Genomic DNA, 14,461 nt, shown 5'->3' on the forward strand with positions numbered 1-14,461 from the left:
GGCGGGCACGGCATGGCAATTCGCTGCCGCACCTGCACTACAATCGCCGCTTCCTCCTGCCGGACCGTGCCAATGAGCATTCTCGGATTCATCAAGGGCGAACTGCTCGAAATCATCGAGTGGACCGACGATTCGCGAGACACGCTCTCGTATCGCTATCCGGACGAGGACAAGGAGATCAAGAACGGCGCGCAGCTCATCGTGCGCGAATCGCAGGTCGTGCAGTTTGTCGCGGCCGGCAAATACGCCGATCTTTTCGGTCCCGGCAAGCACACGCTGACGACCGAGAACATCCCGGTCCTGTCGACCATCCTGGGCTGGAAATACGGCTTCAATTCGCCGTTCAAGTGCGATGTCTACTACCTCAACACGCGCCTGTTCACGGGCAACAAATGGGGCACCTCCAATCCGGTGATGATGCGCGACAAGGATTTCGGCGTGGTGCGGCTGCGCGCCTTCGGCACCTACGATTTCCGCATCGTCGATCCGCCGAAGTTCCTGCGCGAGGTGGCCGGCACGGACCAGAATTTCCGCCTCGACGAATTCGCCGACACCATGCGTTCGCGCATCGTCAGCGTGTTCACCGATGCGCTCGCCACCGCGCAGGTGCCCGCGCTCGACATCGCCTCGCGCTACGGCGAGATGGGCGAGGCGCTGCTGCCGATCATCAACCCGGCGGTCAGCGAAAAGTACGGCCTGGAAATCACCTCGTTCGTGCTTGAGAACGTGTCGGTGCCGCCGGAAGTGGAGCAGGCGATCGACAAGCGTTCCGGCATGGGCATCGTCGGCAACCTCAACGACTACGTGAAATACCAGATGGGCCATGCGATGGGCGCCGGCGGCGAGGCGGCTTCCGCCGCGACCGTGCCGGCGACTATGGCGATGGGCTTCGGCATGGCGCAGGAGATGATGCGCGGCATGCAGAACGGCGGTGCGGGTTCGCCGCCGCCTGCGCCGGCAGCACCGGCCGCTGCGGCAACGCCCGACGTGCTCACGCCGGAGCAGGTGGCGCAGGCACTGGGCGTGTCGCTGGAGGATGTGATGGCATCGATCACGGCGGGCGACTTGAAGGCGCGCAAGATCGGCAGTGCCTGGCGCATCGCGAAGTCATCGCTTGATGAATTCCTGAAAGGATGATCCTCGCCGAGCGGCATTCCTGACTCCCCGTCGTCCCGGCGAATGCCCGGACCCAGCGACGTTGCCTTCGACACTTCGATGACCGACGCCCCCAGCACCGCCACCGTCGGCAAGCACCCCTGTCCCGAGTGCGGCGGCGACCTGCAGTGGAACGCCGCCGCGCAGTCGCTGCGCTGCCCGTACTGCGGCACCATCGTGCCGTGGACGCCGGCGCAGGCGGCCGATCCCGGCGCCGGCGTCGTCGAGCTCGACCTCGCCGCAGCGCTCGCCGACCCCGCAGTCGACCGCGGCTGGGGCAGCGACCGGCGCGAGGTGCAGTGCCAGAGCTGCCACGCGATCTCGGTGTTCGTCGACGGCAAGGTTGCCAAACGCTGCGAATTCTGCGGCTCGCCGGCGATCATCCCGCACGAATCGCAGCAGGACGCGATCACGCCGCAGAGCCTGCTGCCGTTCCGCATCAGCGACGGGCAGGTGCGCGACCTCATCCGCACCTGGTACGGCTCGCACTTCTTCGCGCCGAACAAGCTCAAGACGGCAGCGCTCACCGACACGCTGAGCGGCATCTACCTGCCTTACTGGACGTTCGATTCGCACGTCCACGCCACGTGGACCGCGGAGGCGGGGCACTACTACTACGAGACCGAGCACTACACCGATTCCAAGGGTCAGCGGCGGACGCGGCAGGTGCGGCACACGCGCTGGGTGCCGGCGGCCGGGGAACTGGAGCATTTCTTCGACGACGAACTCGTGCCCGGCACCACCGGCGTGCACGCCGACCTGCTGCGCGTGGTGGAGCCGTTCCCGACCACGAGCGATCTGAAACCCTATGCGCACGAGTTCGTGCGCGGCTGGACGGTGGAGCGTTACCAGGTGGATCTGCGGCGCGCGGCCGAGACCAACATGGCGCAGATGCAGGACCAGGTACGCGCGCTGTGTGCGGCGCAGGTGCCGGGCGACACGCAGCGCAATCTGGTCGTGGATGCCAGCTACCGGGGCCGCACGTTCAAGCACATCCTCGTGCCGCTGTGGCTGGTCAGCTACACCTACGGATCGCGCCGCTTCCAGGTGATCGCGAACGGCTACACCGGCAAGGTGGCGGGCGAGTGGCCGGTGAGCTGGGTCAAGGTGTTCTTCGCGGGCGTCGTGGCCCTGTTGCTGGCGGCGATCGTCGTCTACGTGGTCCTGCAGTCGCAGTGATCGGCGGCGCGGCGGGTCAGCGCGTCACCGACAGCAGATCCGGCGGGCTCACGGGTTTGGTGAGGTAGCGGTCGAACAGATGCGGATCCTCCGCGTCGCAGGCGTCGCGCCCGCTGAGCGCAACGAGCCTGCAGCCGCGCAGCCGATCGTCGGCGCGCACGCGCCGCGCCACCTCCGCACCGCTCAGGCCGGGCATGCTCGAATCCAGGATGATGAGATCGGGCGCATGCGTGCAGGCCAGGTCCCACGCGCGCAGGCCATCGGTGGCCGTCACGACGCGATGGCCCTCCATTTCCAGGAACATCGCGATGACTTCCAGGCTGGGTGCGTCGTCGTCGGCAACCAGGATGGTCAACGCCGTCATGAAGAACTCTCCGGGGATCGAATGCGCCGTGCGCGTGGGGCCGTGGGGACGCGTCCGCACGCACGGTCCGTGCGTCGGGTTGCAGGATGCAAGGTTAAGACAATCGTGCAGCGCAGTGACACGGCGCCGACGCAAAAATGAAAAATTTGCAATCGTTTCAAGCGTCCAGACGCAGCGAGCCCGCATCGTGCGCGTGCCAGGAGGCGCCGTCGGCCGGCACGTTGCGGCGCGGCAGCAGGACTTCGATCGCCGTCCCGTCGGTGGCGTTCGACTGCACCGCGATCCGGCCGCGATGCGCGTGCACGATGCGTTCGGCGATGTAGAGCCCGAGGCCCAGGCCGTCGTCGCGCCCGCGCGGGCGCTGGGCACCGTGGAACGGGTCGAACAGATGTTCGAGCACGTCGGCCGGGATGGCCCCGGCGTTGGCGAACACGATGCGGACCTCGTCCGGCGATGTGCCGTCGACGCGGATGCGCACCGGCACCTGGTCGCCGCCGTGGTCGAGCGCGTTGCCGGCGAGGTTGGTGAACATCTGCGCGAGCCTGTCCGGATCCCACTCGCCCTCGAGATCGCCGACGCACGCAAGCTCGAGGGTGCGCGTGGGATAGAGCAGGCGTTGCTCGGCGGCGATCCTTTCGGCGAGCGCGCGCAGGTCCTCGCGCCGCGGCTGCACCGCGAGCCCGCCGCCGACGCGCGCCCGGGCCACGTCCAGCAGGTCGGCGATCATCCGCTTCATGCGCTGTCCGCAACTGGTGATGAGTTCGGCCACGTGTGCCAGCCGTTCCGGCGGCAACTGCGCGTTGAGCAGGTTGGCGCCCATCACCATCGTGTTGAGCGGCGAGCGCAGGTCGTGGCCGAGCACGGCCATGAACATCTGGCTCAGGCGCAGCGCTTCGGTGCGTTCGCGCAACTCGTCCGCGAGCCGCAGGCGCTGCCGGTGCAGCTCCACGAACACCCCCACCTTGCTGCGCAGCACGTGCGGCTCGATCGGCTTGTGCAGGAAGTCCACCGCGCCCGCGTCGTAGCCCTTGAACAGGCGCAAACGGTCGCTGCCGCTCGCGGTGACGAAGATGATCGGCACGTGCCGCGTGCGCTTGCTGCCGCGCATGAACTCGGCCACTTCGAAACCGTCCATGCCCGGCATTTGCACATCGAGCAGCACGAGCGCGATGTCGTGCGCCAGCAGCAGTTCCAGTGCCTGCGAACCGGAGCGGGCGGTCAGGATCTCGACATCGCCGCCCTCGAGCAGCGCGCCCAGGGCAAGGAGGTTTTCGTCGAGATCGTCGACGAGCAGGCATTTGACCGGTGGGAGCACGGTGGGAGGCGTCATGGTGGCGGATCGAAGGTGATGGAATGCAGGCGTGCGGCGATGTCGGCAAGCGCAAGCACCTCCGCCTGCGGCACGCGGCGCAGCGCAGCGGAGGGCATGATCGGTCCGCGTGCCCGGGCCGGGTCCTGCACGAGGGTGCGGGCACCGGCGCGCGCGAGCGCCGCCAGGCCGGCGGCACCGTCCTCGCTGTTGCCGGTCAGCACGATGCCGAGCAGGCGGCGTCCGTACACATCGGCCGCGGTCTCGAACAGGGCGTCGATCGACGGCCGGGAAAACTGCACCGGCGCGTCGGCCGACAACACGACCTGCGGCCCGGTGTCGATGAGCAGGTGGTAGTCCGGCGGCGCGAAATACAGGGTGCCGGGCAGCACGGGTTCCTTGTCCTCGGCTTCCTTCACCGCGAGCGCGCAGGCCGGCGCGAAGATGTCGGCGAGCAGGCTGGCGCGGTCCGGCGGCAGGTGCAGCACGACGAACACCGCCGCGTCGAGGTCGCGCGGCAGCGCCGGCAGCAGCTGCAGCAGCGCTTCGACGCCACCGACCGAGGCCCCGATGACGATCGCGGCCGGCGTCACGCCCCGACCTTCTGGAACACGCGGTGTTCCTGCGACACGGGTTCGAACGCCGCCGCGTAACTGGTGAAGCGCAGCGATTCGCGTGCGCCGATGCCGAGAAAGCCCTTGAGGCACAGCGCATCGCGGAACAGGCGCACGGCGCGATCCTGCAGTCCGCGATCGAAATAGATCAGCACGTTGCGGCACGACACCAGCTGCATCTCGGCGAACACGCTGTCGGTGGCGAGGCTGTGATCGGCGAACACGATGTGGTCGCGCAGGCTGCGATCGAACACCGCGTTGCCGTAGGCGGCGGTGTAATAGTCGGAAAACGCCGCGGTGCCGCCGGAGCGGCGGTGGTTTTCGGTGAAGCCGGCGAGGCGGTCGATTGCGTAGACACCGCTGCGGGCCTGTTCCAGCGCGCGCGCGTTGATGTCGGTGGCGTAGATCAGCGTGCGCGAAAGCAGCCCGCATTCGCGCAACAGGATCGCGAACGAATAGGCCTCCTCGCCGGAACTGCAGCCGGCCACCCAGACCTTCAGCGAGGGATAGGTGTGCAGCACCGGCGCCACGCGTTCGCGCAGCACGCGGAAGTACTCCGGGTCGCGGAACATGTCGCTCACCTGCACGGTGAGATAATCGAGCAAGGCGCCGAACAGTGTCGCGTCGCGCAGCACCTTGCCCTGCAGTTCCGACACCGTATCGAAGCCGAAACGCGCGAGCGCCGCGCCGATGCGGCGCTTGATCGACACGAAGGCGTAGCTGCGGAAATCGTAGTGGTACTGCAGGTAGATCGCGTCGATGAGGGCGCGCAATTCCACGTCCTGCACCTGCCGCGGCGCCTGCGCGTTCATCGTGGGGTTCCCGGCGCAGCGTCGGTCACCGCGGCATCCACACGCGTGCCAGCGAGAGCAGCTGGTCGACGTCGAGCGGCTTTGCGATGTAGTCGTTCGCACCGGCGGCCAGGCACTGCTGCTGGTCGTCCTTCATCGCCTTGGCGGTGAGCGCGATGATCGGAATGCGCGACCACTCGGGCCGCTTGCGGATTTCGCGCATGGCGGTCAGGCCGTCCATCTCCGGCATCATGATGTCCATCAGGATCAGGTCGAACGGCGCGTCGCCGTCGCCGGTGTCCGCGGCAAGCCGTTCCAGCGCTTCCCGGCCGTTGCGCGCGATCTCCACCACGGCGCCCTTGGGCTCGAGCACGCTGCTGAGCGCGAAGATGTTGCGCACGTCGTCCTCCACCACGAGGATGCGGCGACCTTCGAGCACCTCGTCGCGCGCGCGCAGCGCCTTGAGCATGCGCTGGCTTTCCGGCGGCAGCGTCGATTCGACCCGATGCAGGAACAGCGTCACCTCGTCGAGCAGGCGCTCGGGCGAGCGCGCGCCCTTGAGGATGATGCTGCGCGAGAAACGGCGCAGGCGCTGCTCCTCGTCGCGCGACAGCGAGCGTCCGGTGTAGACGATCACGGGCGGGAAGGGCACGTCTTCGCGCTCGGCCATCTTCTCCAGCAGCTGGTAGCCCGACAGATCGGGCAGGTTGAGGTCCATGACCATGCAGTCGAACGTGGCGCCGGACAGTTGCGCGAGCGCGTCGGCGGCGGTGTCGACGGCCACGATGGTGGTGTCCGGGTTGGCGAGCAGCGCACGCATGCTTTCGCGCTGGCGCGCGTCGTCCTCGACGATCAGCAGCCGGCGCTGGCCGGATGCCAGCGTGGATTCGATGCGTTGCAGAGCATCGACCAGCTGCTCGCGCTTGACCGGTTTGAGCGCATACCCGATGGCGCCGAGCTCCAGTGCTTCGCGCGTGTAGTCCGACACCGACACCACGTGCACCGGGATGTGGCGCGTGGCGGCGTCGCGCTTGAGCTGGTCGAGCACGCCCAGGCCCGAGAGATCGGGCAGCATCATGTCCAGCAGCACCGCGTGCGGAACGTAGCGGCGTGCGGCATCGAGCGCATCGGTGCCGGTCTGCGCGACGATGCAGTCGAAGCCCGATTCGCGCACCAGGTCGCGCAGGATCGACGCGAAGGCCGGGTCGTCCTCGACCACCAGGATCGCGCGCCGGCCGCGGCCGAGCGCGTCGCGATCGTCGTCGATTGCCGCGGCCGCCGGCGCCGGCGCGGCCGCCGCGCGCGACGGCGACGGGGGAGGGAGCGGACTGCCTGCCGGCGGCACCGGCGTCGGCGTGCCCGTGGTGTTGCCCAGGCGCAGCGGCAGCCGCAGCGTGAAGGTGCTGCCTTCTCCCGGCGCGCTGCGCACGGTGACATCGCCGCCGAGGCGGCGCGCCAGGTCGCGCGAGATCGACAGGCCGAGGCCGGTTCCGCCGTACTTGCGGTGCGTGCTGCCGTCCGCCTGGCGGAAGGCCTCGAAAATGATGTCCTGCTGCGCCTGCGACAGCCCGATGCCGGTGTCCTGCACATCGAACCGGATGCCGTCGTCGCCGTCGCGCGCGACATGCAACTGGACGCTGCCGCGTTCGGTGAATTTCAGCGCATTCGACAGCAGGTTGCGCAGGATCTGCGCCAGCCGGTTGCGATCGGTGGTCAGGCTGCGGGGCGCATCGTCGTCCACCTCGATGCCGAACTGCAGATCCTTCTGTGCCGCGGCGGTGCTGAAGGTCGCGGCGAGGCCGTCGAGCATGGTCGCGAGCGCGACCTGCTCGCGCGCGAGCTCCACCTTGCCCGATTCGATTTTCGACAGGTCCAGGATGTCGTTGATCAGCGCGAGCAGATCGTTGCCGGCCGACGAGATCGTCTGGGCGTACTTCACCTGCTGGTCGCTCAGGTTGCCGCCCTGGTTGTCGGCGAGCAGCTTGGCCAGGATCAGGGTCGAATTGAGCGGCGTGCGCAGCTCGTGGCTCATGTTGGCGAGGAACTCGGACTTGTAGCGGTTGGCGCGTTCGAGTTCGCTGGCGCGGTGCTCGAGTGCGGTGCGGGCATCCGCCAGATCCTGTTTCTGCGCCTCCAGCAGGCTGGTCTGTTCCTCCAGGTGCGCATTGGTCTGCTCCAGCTCCGCGTGCTGCGCCTCCAGCATCGCCTGCGACTGCCGGTTGATGCGGCTCTGTTCCTCCAGCTCCTCGTTGTTGACGCGCAGCTCCTCCTGCTGTGTCTGCAGTTCCTCGGCCTGGCGCTGGGTTTCCTCCAGCAGCTGTTCGAGCTGGGTACGGTCCTTGGCCGCGCGCGTGGCGACGCCGACGAGTTCGGACACCCGATCGAGGAACGCGCGGTCCCAGGCCTGTGCGCTGCGGAACAGGCCGATCTCGATCACGGCGTGCACCACGCCGTCCACCGTGGCCGGGACCACCAGCAGTTCGCGCGCGTCGGCATTGCCCAGGCTCGACCGCACGTCGAAGTAGCCGGCCGGCACCTCGCGCAGATGCACGGTGCGCCCGGATTCGACGGTCTGCCGCAGCAGGCCGGCATCGAGCGCCGTGCTGGCGTCGACGACGCGTCCGTGGCTCGCGACGTGGCGCGCGCGCCCGCCGCGTTCGACCACGAACAGGCTTGCGACGGGGGCATCGAGGAACGCGGTCAGGAAGTCGAGTGCGGAGCGCCCGAGATGGTCCAGACTCTGGTCGCCCTGCAGACGCTCGGACAGCTGCACCTGGCCGCCGCGCAGCCAGGCCTCGCGTTGGCGCTCGCGGTAGTCGCGCGAGGCGAACACCGCCGCCACCCCGAACAACGCGAGCAGCGCACCGGCGCCGCCCAGCACCACGAGGAACGAGCCGCGCGCCGCCTCCGTCCATTCCGCCTGGCGACGGGCGAGGGTCGCCTGTTCCTCGGTCATCATGTCCGCGGCAAGGCCGCGCAGCTGTTCCATCGCTGTCCGGCCGCGGTCGGTGACCACCACCGCGATCGCGGCCTCGCCGTTGCCGCCGCGGCGCAGCGAGATGGTCTGTTCCAGCTCCTCGCGTTTCTGCGCGAACAACGTTTCCATCGCCACCACGCGCCGGTTCTGCTCCACGTCGGTTTCGGTCAGCGCGTCCAGATGCCCGAGCAATCCCGGCATCTGGCCGATCGCGCGTTCGAACGGGCGCAGGTAGCGCTCCTCGCCGGTGAGCAGATATCCGCGCTGGCCGGTTTCGGCGTCGAGCGCGGCAGCCAGAACGCCGCTGACGGCGCGGATCACCTCGCTGCTGTGCTCGACTTGGTCGCGGGTTTCCGAACGCGAAACCAGCGACTGGTAGGACAGCAACGTGATGAGCAGCACGGTCGCGGCCGCCACGAGGAAACCGACCACGGCACGGGGAGGAAGGACGGCAGGATTGGGGCTCGCCGTCGCGGCGATGGCTGGACGTTGCGAAGTCACGGGTTCGGGTCCCCTGGATGGCCGCTCCGCCGGTACGGATCGGCAAACCGGTATTGAAGCCGTTGCGATGCCGTCAGACAAGCATGCCGTCATGCCCCGTCCGCCTGGTGCCGCAGCGCGCCAGCCCGCCGTGCAAACGACACGGGCCGTCGCGCGCGACCGTGCGAAATACGACCCCGGCTGTACGTCAACCGACGTCGCGCTGCGTGTCCGCACGGACGTCTGCATGGCACGAAGCATGCTCGCGCAGGGACGGGACTTCCGCGGAGACGCCATGACCACGCCCCTCGACAAGCCGCTGCGGCGCGAACTGCGCATCGATGACGCGGCGTATACGCTCACCATCGATCCGTCCGGTCTGAAGCTGGTCGAGAAAGGCCGGCGGCGCGGGATCGAGCTTGCATGGACGGCACTGGTCAACGGCGACGCCTCGCTTGCCGCCGCACTCGAGGCATCGGTGCGTCCATGAGCATGACGTTCCACGCCGACGGCGGTCCTCGCGCCCTGCACGACGACACGATGTCGGGCGATGCACCGGCATTCGGCATCGTGTTGCGCGATCTGGACGATGCGCCGGCCACGCTGATCGAGCGGGCGTTCGACGCCTTGGGACGGGCCGGCGCCTACGGAATCGACGTGGTGCGCGTGTACGACGACGGCGCCGCGCACGTCGAACTCGCCTTCTTCCGCGAACGCGGTGCGTTCGGCCCGACCCTCGACGCGCAGTTGCGCCCGTTCGGGGTGGCGCCGGTGCGGGACGTGGATGCAGGATCGCAGTAGCCGGCGCGGACAAGTCGTTGTAGAACTAGCAACCCCGTTCTCCGGACGACGGGCGTCTCCATCCGCGCCGGAGCCCCACCGCCCGATCGCAGGCGACTTCGCCCACGGTGTCCTCCTTGCCCGACGCTTTCCAGCCCTCGGTCCTGCTTGTCGACGACGATGTCGGATTCGTCCGCGCCGCGGCGCAGATCGCGCGTGCCGCCGGATGTCGCATCACGGTCGCCGGTTCGCTCGCGCAGGCCCGTGCGCGCATGCGCGACTGCGATTTCGACCTGGCGCTGATCGACCTGGCGCTGCCGGACGGGTCCGGGCTCGATCTGGTCGACAGCTGCGACATCAGCAGCACGCAGCTGGTGCTGATCACCGGCCATCCGAGCGTCGAATCGGCGGTCCGGGCACTGAAGACGCCGGTGCTCGACTATCTGATCAAGCCGCTCGATCCCGAGCGCTACCGCCAGCTGCTCGCCGACACCGCCGCCCGCATCGCGCTGCCGCCGCCGGCGCAGGTCGACGGCGTGCACGGCTTGGCGGGGGAGTCGGCCGCGTTGCGTTCGATCCTCACCCAGATCGAACGGGTCGGACCGACGGATGCGTCCGTGCTGGTGCAGGGAGAAAGCGGCGTCGGCAAGGAACTCGTCGCACGCGCCGTGCACGAGGCGAGCGGCCGCAGCGGCGACTTCGTCGCGATCAACTGCGGCGCGGTGGCGCCCGAGCTGCTGGCGAGCCAGCTGTTCGGCCACGAGCGTGGCAGCTTCACCGGCGCCGCGGCGCGCCATCTGGGCTATTTCGAACAGGCCCGCGGCGGCACGCTGTTCCTCGACGAACTCACCGAGATGCCGACGCACCTGCAGGCGCATCTGCTGCGTGCGCTGGAAACGCACAGCATCCGCCGTGTGGGCGGCACCGAGGACATCGTCACCGACGTGCGCATCGTCGCGGCCACCAACCGTTCGCCGCACCAGGCGATCCACGACGGCAGGCTGCGCGAAGACCTGTTCTACCGCATCGGCGAGTTCCCGATCGTGCTGCCGCCGCTGCGCGAACGGCCCGACGACATTCCCGTCCTCGCCAGCCTGTTCCTGCGCCGGCTCAACGAACGCTACGGCACGCAGCGCGCCTTCAGCAACGCGGCGATGGACCAGCTGCGGCGCTACAGCTGGCCGGGCAACGTCCGCGAACTGCGCAACGTGGTCAACCGCGCCTTCATTCTGGCCGACGGCGACGTCATCGAACAGCCGATCGACGCACCCCAGGTCACCGACCCGCTGCACGAAACCCCGGGCACGCTGACCATCGCCGTGGGCATGACGTTCGACGACATCGAGCGGCGCATGCTGTTCAAGACGCTGCGCTTCTTCGAGAACGACAAGGCGCGCGCAGCCAGTGCGCTGGGCGTCAGCGTGAAGACGATCTACAACCGCCTGGCGCGCTACCAGGCGGCCGACGCCGACGATGCCGCACGTTCCGCCTGAGCCGGCGACGTGGGCCCGGAGCCTGCTGCCGCTGTTGCAACCAATCCAGGCGACCCGCGTCGAGTGGCTGCGGGTGCCGGCGGACACCGCGCCGGTGTCCTGGCATGCCGTGCACGTGCTGCCCGACGGCGGCGCGGTCGGCGAGGGCTGGCTCTTCATGCTCGGCCCGCTGCACGAGGGCGCCGCGGCGGTGTTCATCGAAACCCCGCGCGGCGCGGCGCGCGACCGCGGCGTGCTGCTCGCGTCGACGGTGTGCCGCCTCGCGTGGCAACTGCACGCGCCGGGCGGCGAGATGGCCGCCGATGCGCCGCTGGACCCCGCGCTGACCGATGCGATCCACGCGCTGCGCAACGGGCTCAACACCACGGGAATGAATGCCGCGGTGCTTGCGGCCTGCGCCGCGCAACTGCCGCACGACCTGGTGCCGGTGGTGAAGCAGGTGGAGCAGGCGTCGGGTCGCAGCGGTGTGGAGCTGCACCGGCTGGTGACGCTGCTCGAAACCCGTTGCAACGCCTCGTGAACGCCCGCGCCACCGTCACCGAGCGGCCGCCGCCGCGGGTGCTGGTGATCGACGACGACACCGACGGCGCCTCATCGCTGGCGCTGTTCCTGCGCCTGCACGGCTACCGCGCGACGGCCGTCTGCGACGGTGCCGAGGCCATCGCGCACTGTGCCGCGCAGGCGGTCGACGCGGTGATCTGCGATCTGGGCCTGGAACCGCCGCACGACGGACACGCCGTCGCGCGTTGCCTGCGTGCGCGCCACGGGAAGGCGCTGTGGCTGCTGGCCTACAGCGGGTCGGGAACGCCCGCCGACATAGCGCGTGCGCTGGATGCAGGCTTCGATGCGCATCTGATCAAGCCCGCCGCACCCACCACGCTGGCCACGCTCATGCACGAAGGACTGCAGCGCAAGCGCAACGGCTGAGGCGCGGTGCGCGTCATCCCGGTTCGCGCAGCGGCAGGCGCACGGTGAACTTGGCGCCCTTGTCGGCGCCGTCGCTCTCCACCTGGACGGTACCGCCGTGGCGTTCGACCAGCGTCTTGACCAGGGCAAGGCCCACCCCCTGGCCGGCTGACGGCGGCTCCGGCTCGGCGCGGGCGAACAGTTCGAACACGCGCGCGTGCTGTTCGGGTGCGAGCCCGATGCCGGTGTCCTCGACGCGCGCCACGCATTCGTTGCCTTCCTTGGTGAGCTTCACCCACAACCGTCCGCCGTCGGGCGTGAACTTCACCGCATTTGCGACCAGGTTCGAGAACACTTGGCGCAGGCGGTCGGCATCTGCGTCGACGATCAGCGGTTCGTCCGGGGCGATCACGTCCATCGACTGGCCGCGCGCCTGCGCCTGCGCGCGGAAGGCCTCCGCCGTTTCGCGCAGGAGCGTGTTGATCACGATCGGCGCCCGGTGCAGCGACAGGTCGGTCGGTCCGGCGAGGGTGGTATCGAGCATGTCGTCGATCAGACGCGCCATCGTCCGGATCTGCCGCTCCAGCAGGTCGGCGGTGTGCTGCAGCCGCGGATCGCCGTCGAGAGTGCGCAACACGTGGCAGGTGGTCGTCATCGGTGCCAGCGGATTGCGCAGTTCGTGCGCGAGCGTCAGCAGGAAGGCTTCGCGGCGCTGCGCGGCGGCCTGGCCCGCGGCGATCCTGTTGCGCAGCGTTTCGAACTGCAGGCGCAGGTCGGTGCGGTTGCGGAACGTCTTGCCGAACCCGATCAGCGCGCCGGCGTCGTCGTACAGCGGCACCAGCGCGCCGCTGGCCCAGAAGCGTGAGCCGTCCATGCGTTGCAGCCAGCGATCGTCCTCGGACGGGCTGCCGGCGCGAGCGATGGCCACTTCCACCGCGGGGATGCCGAGCCCGCGTTCCTCGTCGGTGAACAGCGTGGCGAGCGGGCGGCCATGCAGGGCACCGGGGTCGGCGCCGAGGATGCGCTCGGCCGTTGCGCTGGCCCACACGATGCGGTGCTCCAGATCCAGCAGGAGCGTGCCGTGCTCGGCGTTTTGTGCGGCCAGTGCGAGCAGGAGGCGATCGACCGGCGGCGTGGGGTGGGCGTTGTGCATGTGGACCTCGCGGGACGGTGGCGAACGTACAGGGCGCGCTGCAATCTCCGCGACGGACGCGTTCCCCGGATGCGGTAGGCGCACGGCCACGGATGCGGCAACGCCACCATCCAACCACGGCGCTTGCGCACCTGCGATGAACGCGGGCGTACCCGCGTTGCGCGCGTGCCGCACGAGACAGGCACGACGTCGCCATGTACGACAGGCCTGTGCGCACGTGGCTGCACGGAGGCACGATTCGTGCTGCGTCCGACCGTGGCAGCGCCGGCGTGCGACGCGGAAGTTCCGCATCGCACGGGCAGCGCGATGTGTATCACGCTGCCGCGCACGCGCCGCGGCTTTCGGGAGCGGACGATGAACATCCTGTATGCGGAAGACAATGTGGCCTGCGGCAGCGCCATCGCCGATCTGCTCGACATGCTGGGCTATTCGGTGCGGTGGTGCGATTCGGGGCGCTCGCTCTATGCCGCGCTCCTCGCACGGACGCCCGCCGACGTGTTGCTGCTCGACCTGGAGCTCGGCGACGAGGACGGCGTGGACCTCGTCGCGCGCGCCCGCGCGGCCGGGGTGGCGGTGCCGCCGATCGTGGTGTTTTCGGCACGCTCGCAGGATCGGGTCGAACGCGCTGCCGCCAGTCTCCGCGCCGTGGGTGTGCTGCGAAAGCCGTCGACGTCGGCACAGATGATCGACGCACTCGAGCGCGCCGTCGCCTGACGTCAGTTGCGACCTAACTGCGGCGGTGTGTCGGAGATGCGTGCTCCGCCTCGCCTTGCGTGGAGCTTGCCCGCGGCGGCGGCACGACGCACGCACCGATGGCGGGCACGAAGTCGATGCCTGCGCGCTGCAACCGTTGCCGGATCGCGCCCTGCAAGGCCACGACGCCTTCGCGGGGGCCGCCGTCACGCGCACGCATTCCGGGCTCCGTTGCCGCGGGGCATTCGACATCGTAGAGAACATGCAGGAACCCGTCCCTGCCTGCCTCCACGACCACCGGGAGCGCATCGAGCGCCGCGCGGATGTCGGTGGCCGGTGCGGCCGTGCGGATCCACAGCGCGGTTGCCAGTCTGGCGTGACTCATGTGGGACTCCGTGGTGACGGGAACGACGCTGTGCAGGTTTTTCACGCGAGTGAAAAAGTTGCATCCGGGCGTTGCGGCGTCGAGGACGTGGCTGTCGATCAAGTGCAGCGGCGCAGCGGTGCCGTAGAAGGCCATGCTGCGTCGGCATACGCCGCCGCGATATCGCGTGGCATACATGCCCG

General features: G+C 69.1%; 15 protein-coding genes. 8 read left to right on the top strand and 7 right to left on the bottom strand.

The window, feature by feature from the left end:
• Nucleotides 1-72 precede the first annotated feature (72 nt).
• Together HNQ52_RS00060 and HNQ52_RS00065 are read left to right on the top strand one after the other, a co-directional pair.
• Complete coding sequence (locus tag HNQ52_RS00060) at nt 73-1,137, top strand: SPFH and helix-turn-helix domain-containing protein (protein WP_183958542.1); 1,065 nt, start codon at nt 73-75, stop codon at nt 1,135-1,137.
• A 78-nt stretch (nt 1,138-1,215) separates the two neighbouring features.
• Nucleotides 1,216-2,334, top strand: coding sequence for a TFIIB-type zinc ribbon-containing protein (locus tag HNQ52_RS00065; protein ID WP_183958544.1), 1,119 nt, complete (start codon nt 1,216-1,218; stop codon nt 2,332-2,334).
• A 16-nt stretch (nt 2,335-2,350) separates the two neighbouring features.
• On the opposite strand, the gene HNQ52_RS00070 is transcribed toward HNQ52_RS00065, so the two are convergent.
• The 5 genes from HNQ52_RS00070 to HNQ52_RS00090 all read right to left on the bottom strand — a co-directional run bounded on the left by HNQ52_RS00070 (nt 2,351) and on the right by HNQ52_RS00090 (nt 8,890).
• A complete protein-coding gene (locus HNQ52_RS00070; RefSeq protein ID WP_183958546.1) occupies nt 2,351-2,698 on the bottom strand; it encodes a response regulator in 348 nt (115 codons plus the stop codon).
• A gap of 157 nt (nt 2,699-2,855) precedes the next feature.
• A complete protein-coding gene (locus HNQ52_RS00075; protein ID WP_183958548.1) occupies nt 2,856-4,028 on the bottom strand; it encodes a hybrid sensor histidine kinase/response regulator in 1,173 nt (390 codons plus the stop codon).
• Nucleotides 4,025-4,600, bottom strand: coding sequence for a chemotaxis protein CheB (locus HNQ52_RS00080; RefSeq protein ID WP_183958550.1), 576 nt, complete (start codon nt 4,598-4,600; stop codon nt 4,025-4,027). Before HNQ52_RS00080 ends, HNQ52_RS00075 begins: the two co-directional genes overlap by 4 nt.
• The gene (locus tag HNQ52_RS00085; protein WP_183958552.1) at nt 4,597-5,433 is read right to left on the bottom strand and encodes a CheR family methyltransferase; all 837 of its coding nucleotides are present in this window, start codon (nt 5,431-5,433) and stop codon (nt 4,597-4,599) included. Before HNQ52_RS00085 ends, HNQ52_RS00080 begins: the two co-directional genes overlap by 4 nt.
• Nucleotides 5,434-5,458: 25 nt before the next feature.
• On the bottom strand, nt 5,459-8,890 hold the full coding sequence (locus HNQ52_RS00090) for a response regulator (protein ID WP_221281863.1): 3,432 nt from the start codon (nt 8,888-8,890) through the stop codon (nt 5,459-5,461).
• Nucleotides 8,891-9,164: 274 nt separating this feature from the next.
• Between HNQ52_RS00090 and HNQ52_RS00095 the strand changes: the two genes are divergently transcribed.
• The 5 genes from HNQ52_RS00095 to HNQ52_RS00115 all read left to right on the top strand — a co-directional run bounded on the left by HNQ52_RS00095 (nt 9,165) and on the right by HNQ52_RS00115 (nt 12,069).
• Nucleotides 9,165-9,359 (top strand): hypothetical protein, encoded by a 195-nt coding sequence (locus HNQ52_RS00095; protein WP_183958556.1) that lies wholly within the window; start codon nt 9,165-9,167, stop codon nt 9,357-9,359.
• Nucleotides 9,356-9,670, top strand: coding sequence for a hypothetical protein (locus HNQ52_RS00100; protein ID WP_183958558.1), 315 nt, complete (start codon nt 9,356-9,358; stop codon nt 9,668-9,670). Before HNQ52_RS00095 ends, HNQ52_RS00100 begins: the two co-directional genes overlap by 4 nt.
• 116 nt (nt 9,671-9,786) lie before the next feature.
• Nucleotides 9,787-11,142 (top strand): sigma-54-dependent transcriptional regulator, encoded by a 1,356-nt coding sequence (locus HNQ52_RS00105; RefSeq protein WP_183958560.1) that lies wholly within the window; start codon nt 9,787-9,789, stop codon nt 11,140-11,142.
• Nucleotides 11,123-11,662 (top strand): hypothetical protein, encoded by a 540-nt coding sequence (locus HNQ52_RS00110; protein WP_183958561.1) that lies wholly within the window; start codon nt 11,123-11,125, stop codon nt 11,660-11,662. Before HNQ52_RS00105 ends, HNQ52_RS00110 begins: the two co-directional genes overlap by 20 nt.
• The gene (locus tag HNQ52_RS00115) at nt 11,647-12,069 is read left to right on the top strand and encodes a response regulator (protein WP_183958563.1); all 423 of its coding nucleotides are present in this window, start codon (nt 11,647-11,649) and stop codon (nt 12,067-12,069) included. Before HNQ52_RS00110 ends, HNQ52_RS00115 begins: the two co-directional genes overlap by 16 nt.
• A gap of 13 nt (nt 12,070-12,082) precedes the next feature.
• Here the strand turns inward: HNQ52_RS00115 and HNQ52_RS00120 are convergent, their stop codons facing one another.
• Nucleotides 12,083-13,201 (bottom strand): PAS domain-containing sensor histidine kinase, encoded by a 1,119-nt coding sequence (locus HNQ52_RS00120; protein ID WP_183958565.1) that lies wholly within the window; start codon nt 13,199-13,201, stop codon nt 12,083-12,085.
• A gap of 354 nt (nt 13,202-13,555) precedes the next feature.
• Here HNQ52_RS00120 and HNQ52_RS00125 point away from each other — a divergent pair, with 354 nt between their 5' ends.
• The gene (locus HNQ52_RS00125) at nt 13,556-13,915 is read left to right on the top strand and encodes a response regulator (RefSeq protein WP_183958567.1); all 360 of its coding nucleotides are present in this window, start codon (nt 13,556-13,558) and stop codon (nt 13,913-13,915) included.
• Between the two features lie 13 nt (nt 13,916-13,928).
• On the opposite strand, the gene HNQ52_RS00130 is transcribed toward HNQ52_RS00125, so the two are convergent.
• Nucleotides 13,929-14,414, bottom strand: coding sequence for a hypothetical protein (locus tag HNQ52_RS00130; protein WP_183958569.1), 486 nt, complete (start codon nt 14,412-14,414; stop codon nt 13,929-13,931).
• Between the last annotated feature and the right edge of the window lie 47 nt (nt 14,415-14,461).

This window comes from Chiayiivirga flava, from assembly GCF_014202825.1.
Classification (GTDB): Bacteria; Pseudomonadota; Gammaproteobacteria; order Xanthomonadales; family Xanthomonadaceae; genus Chiayiivirga; species Chiayiivirga flava.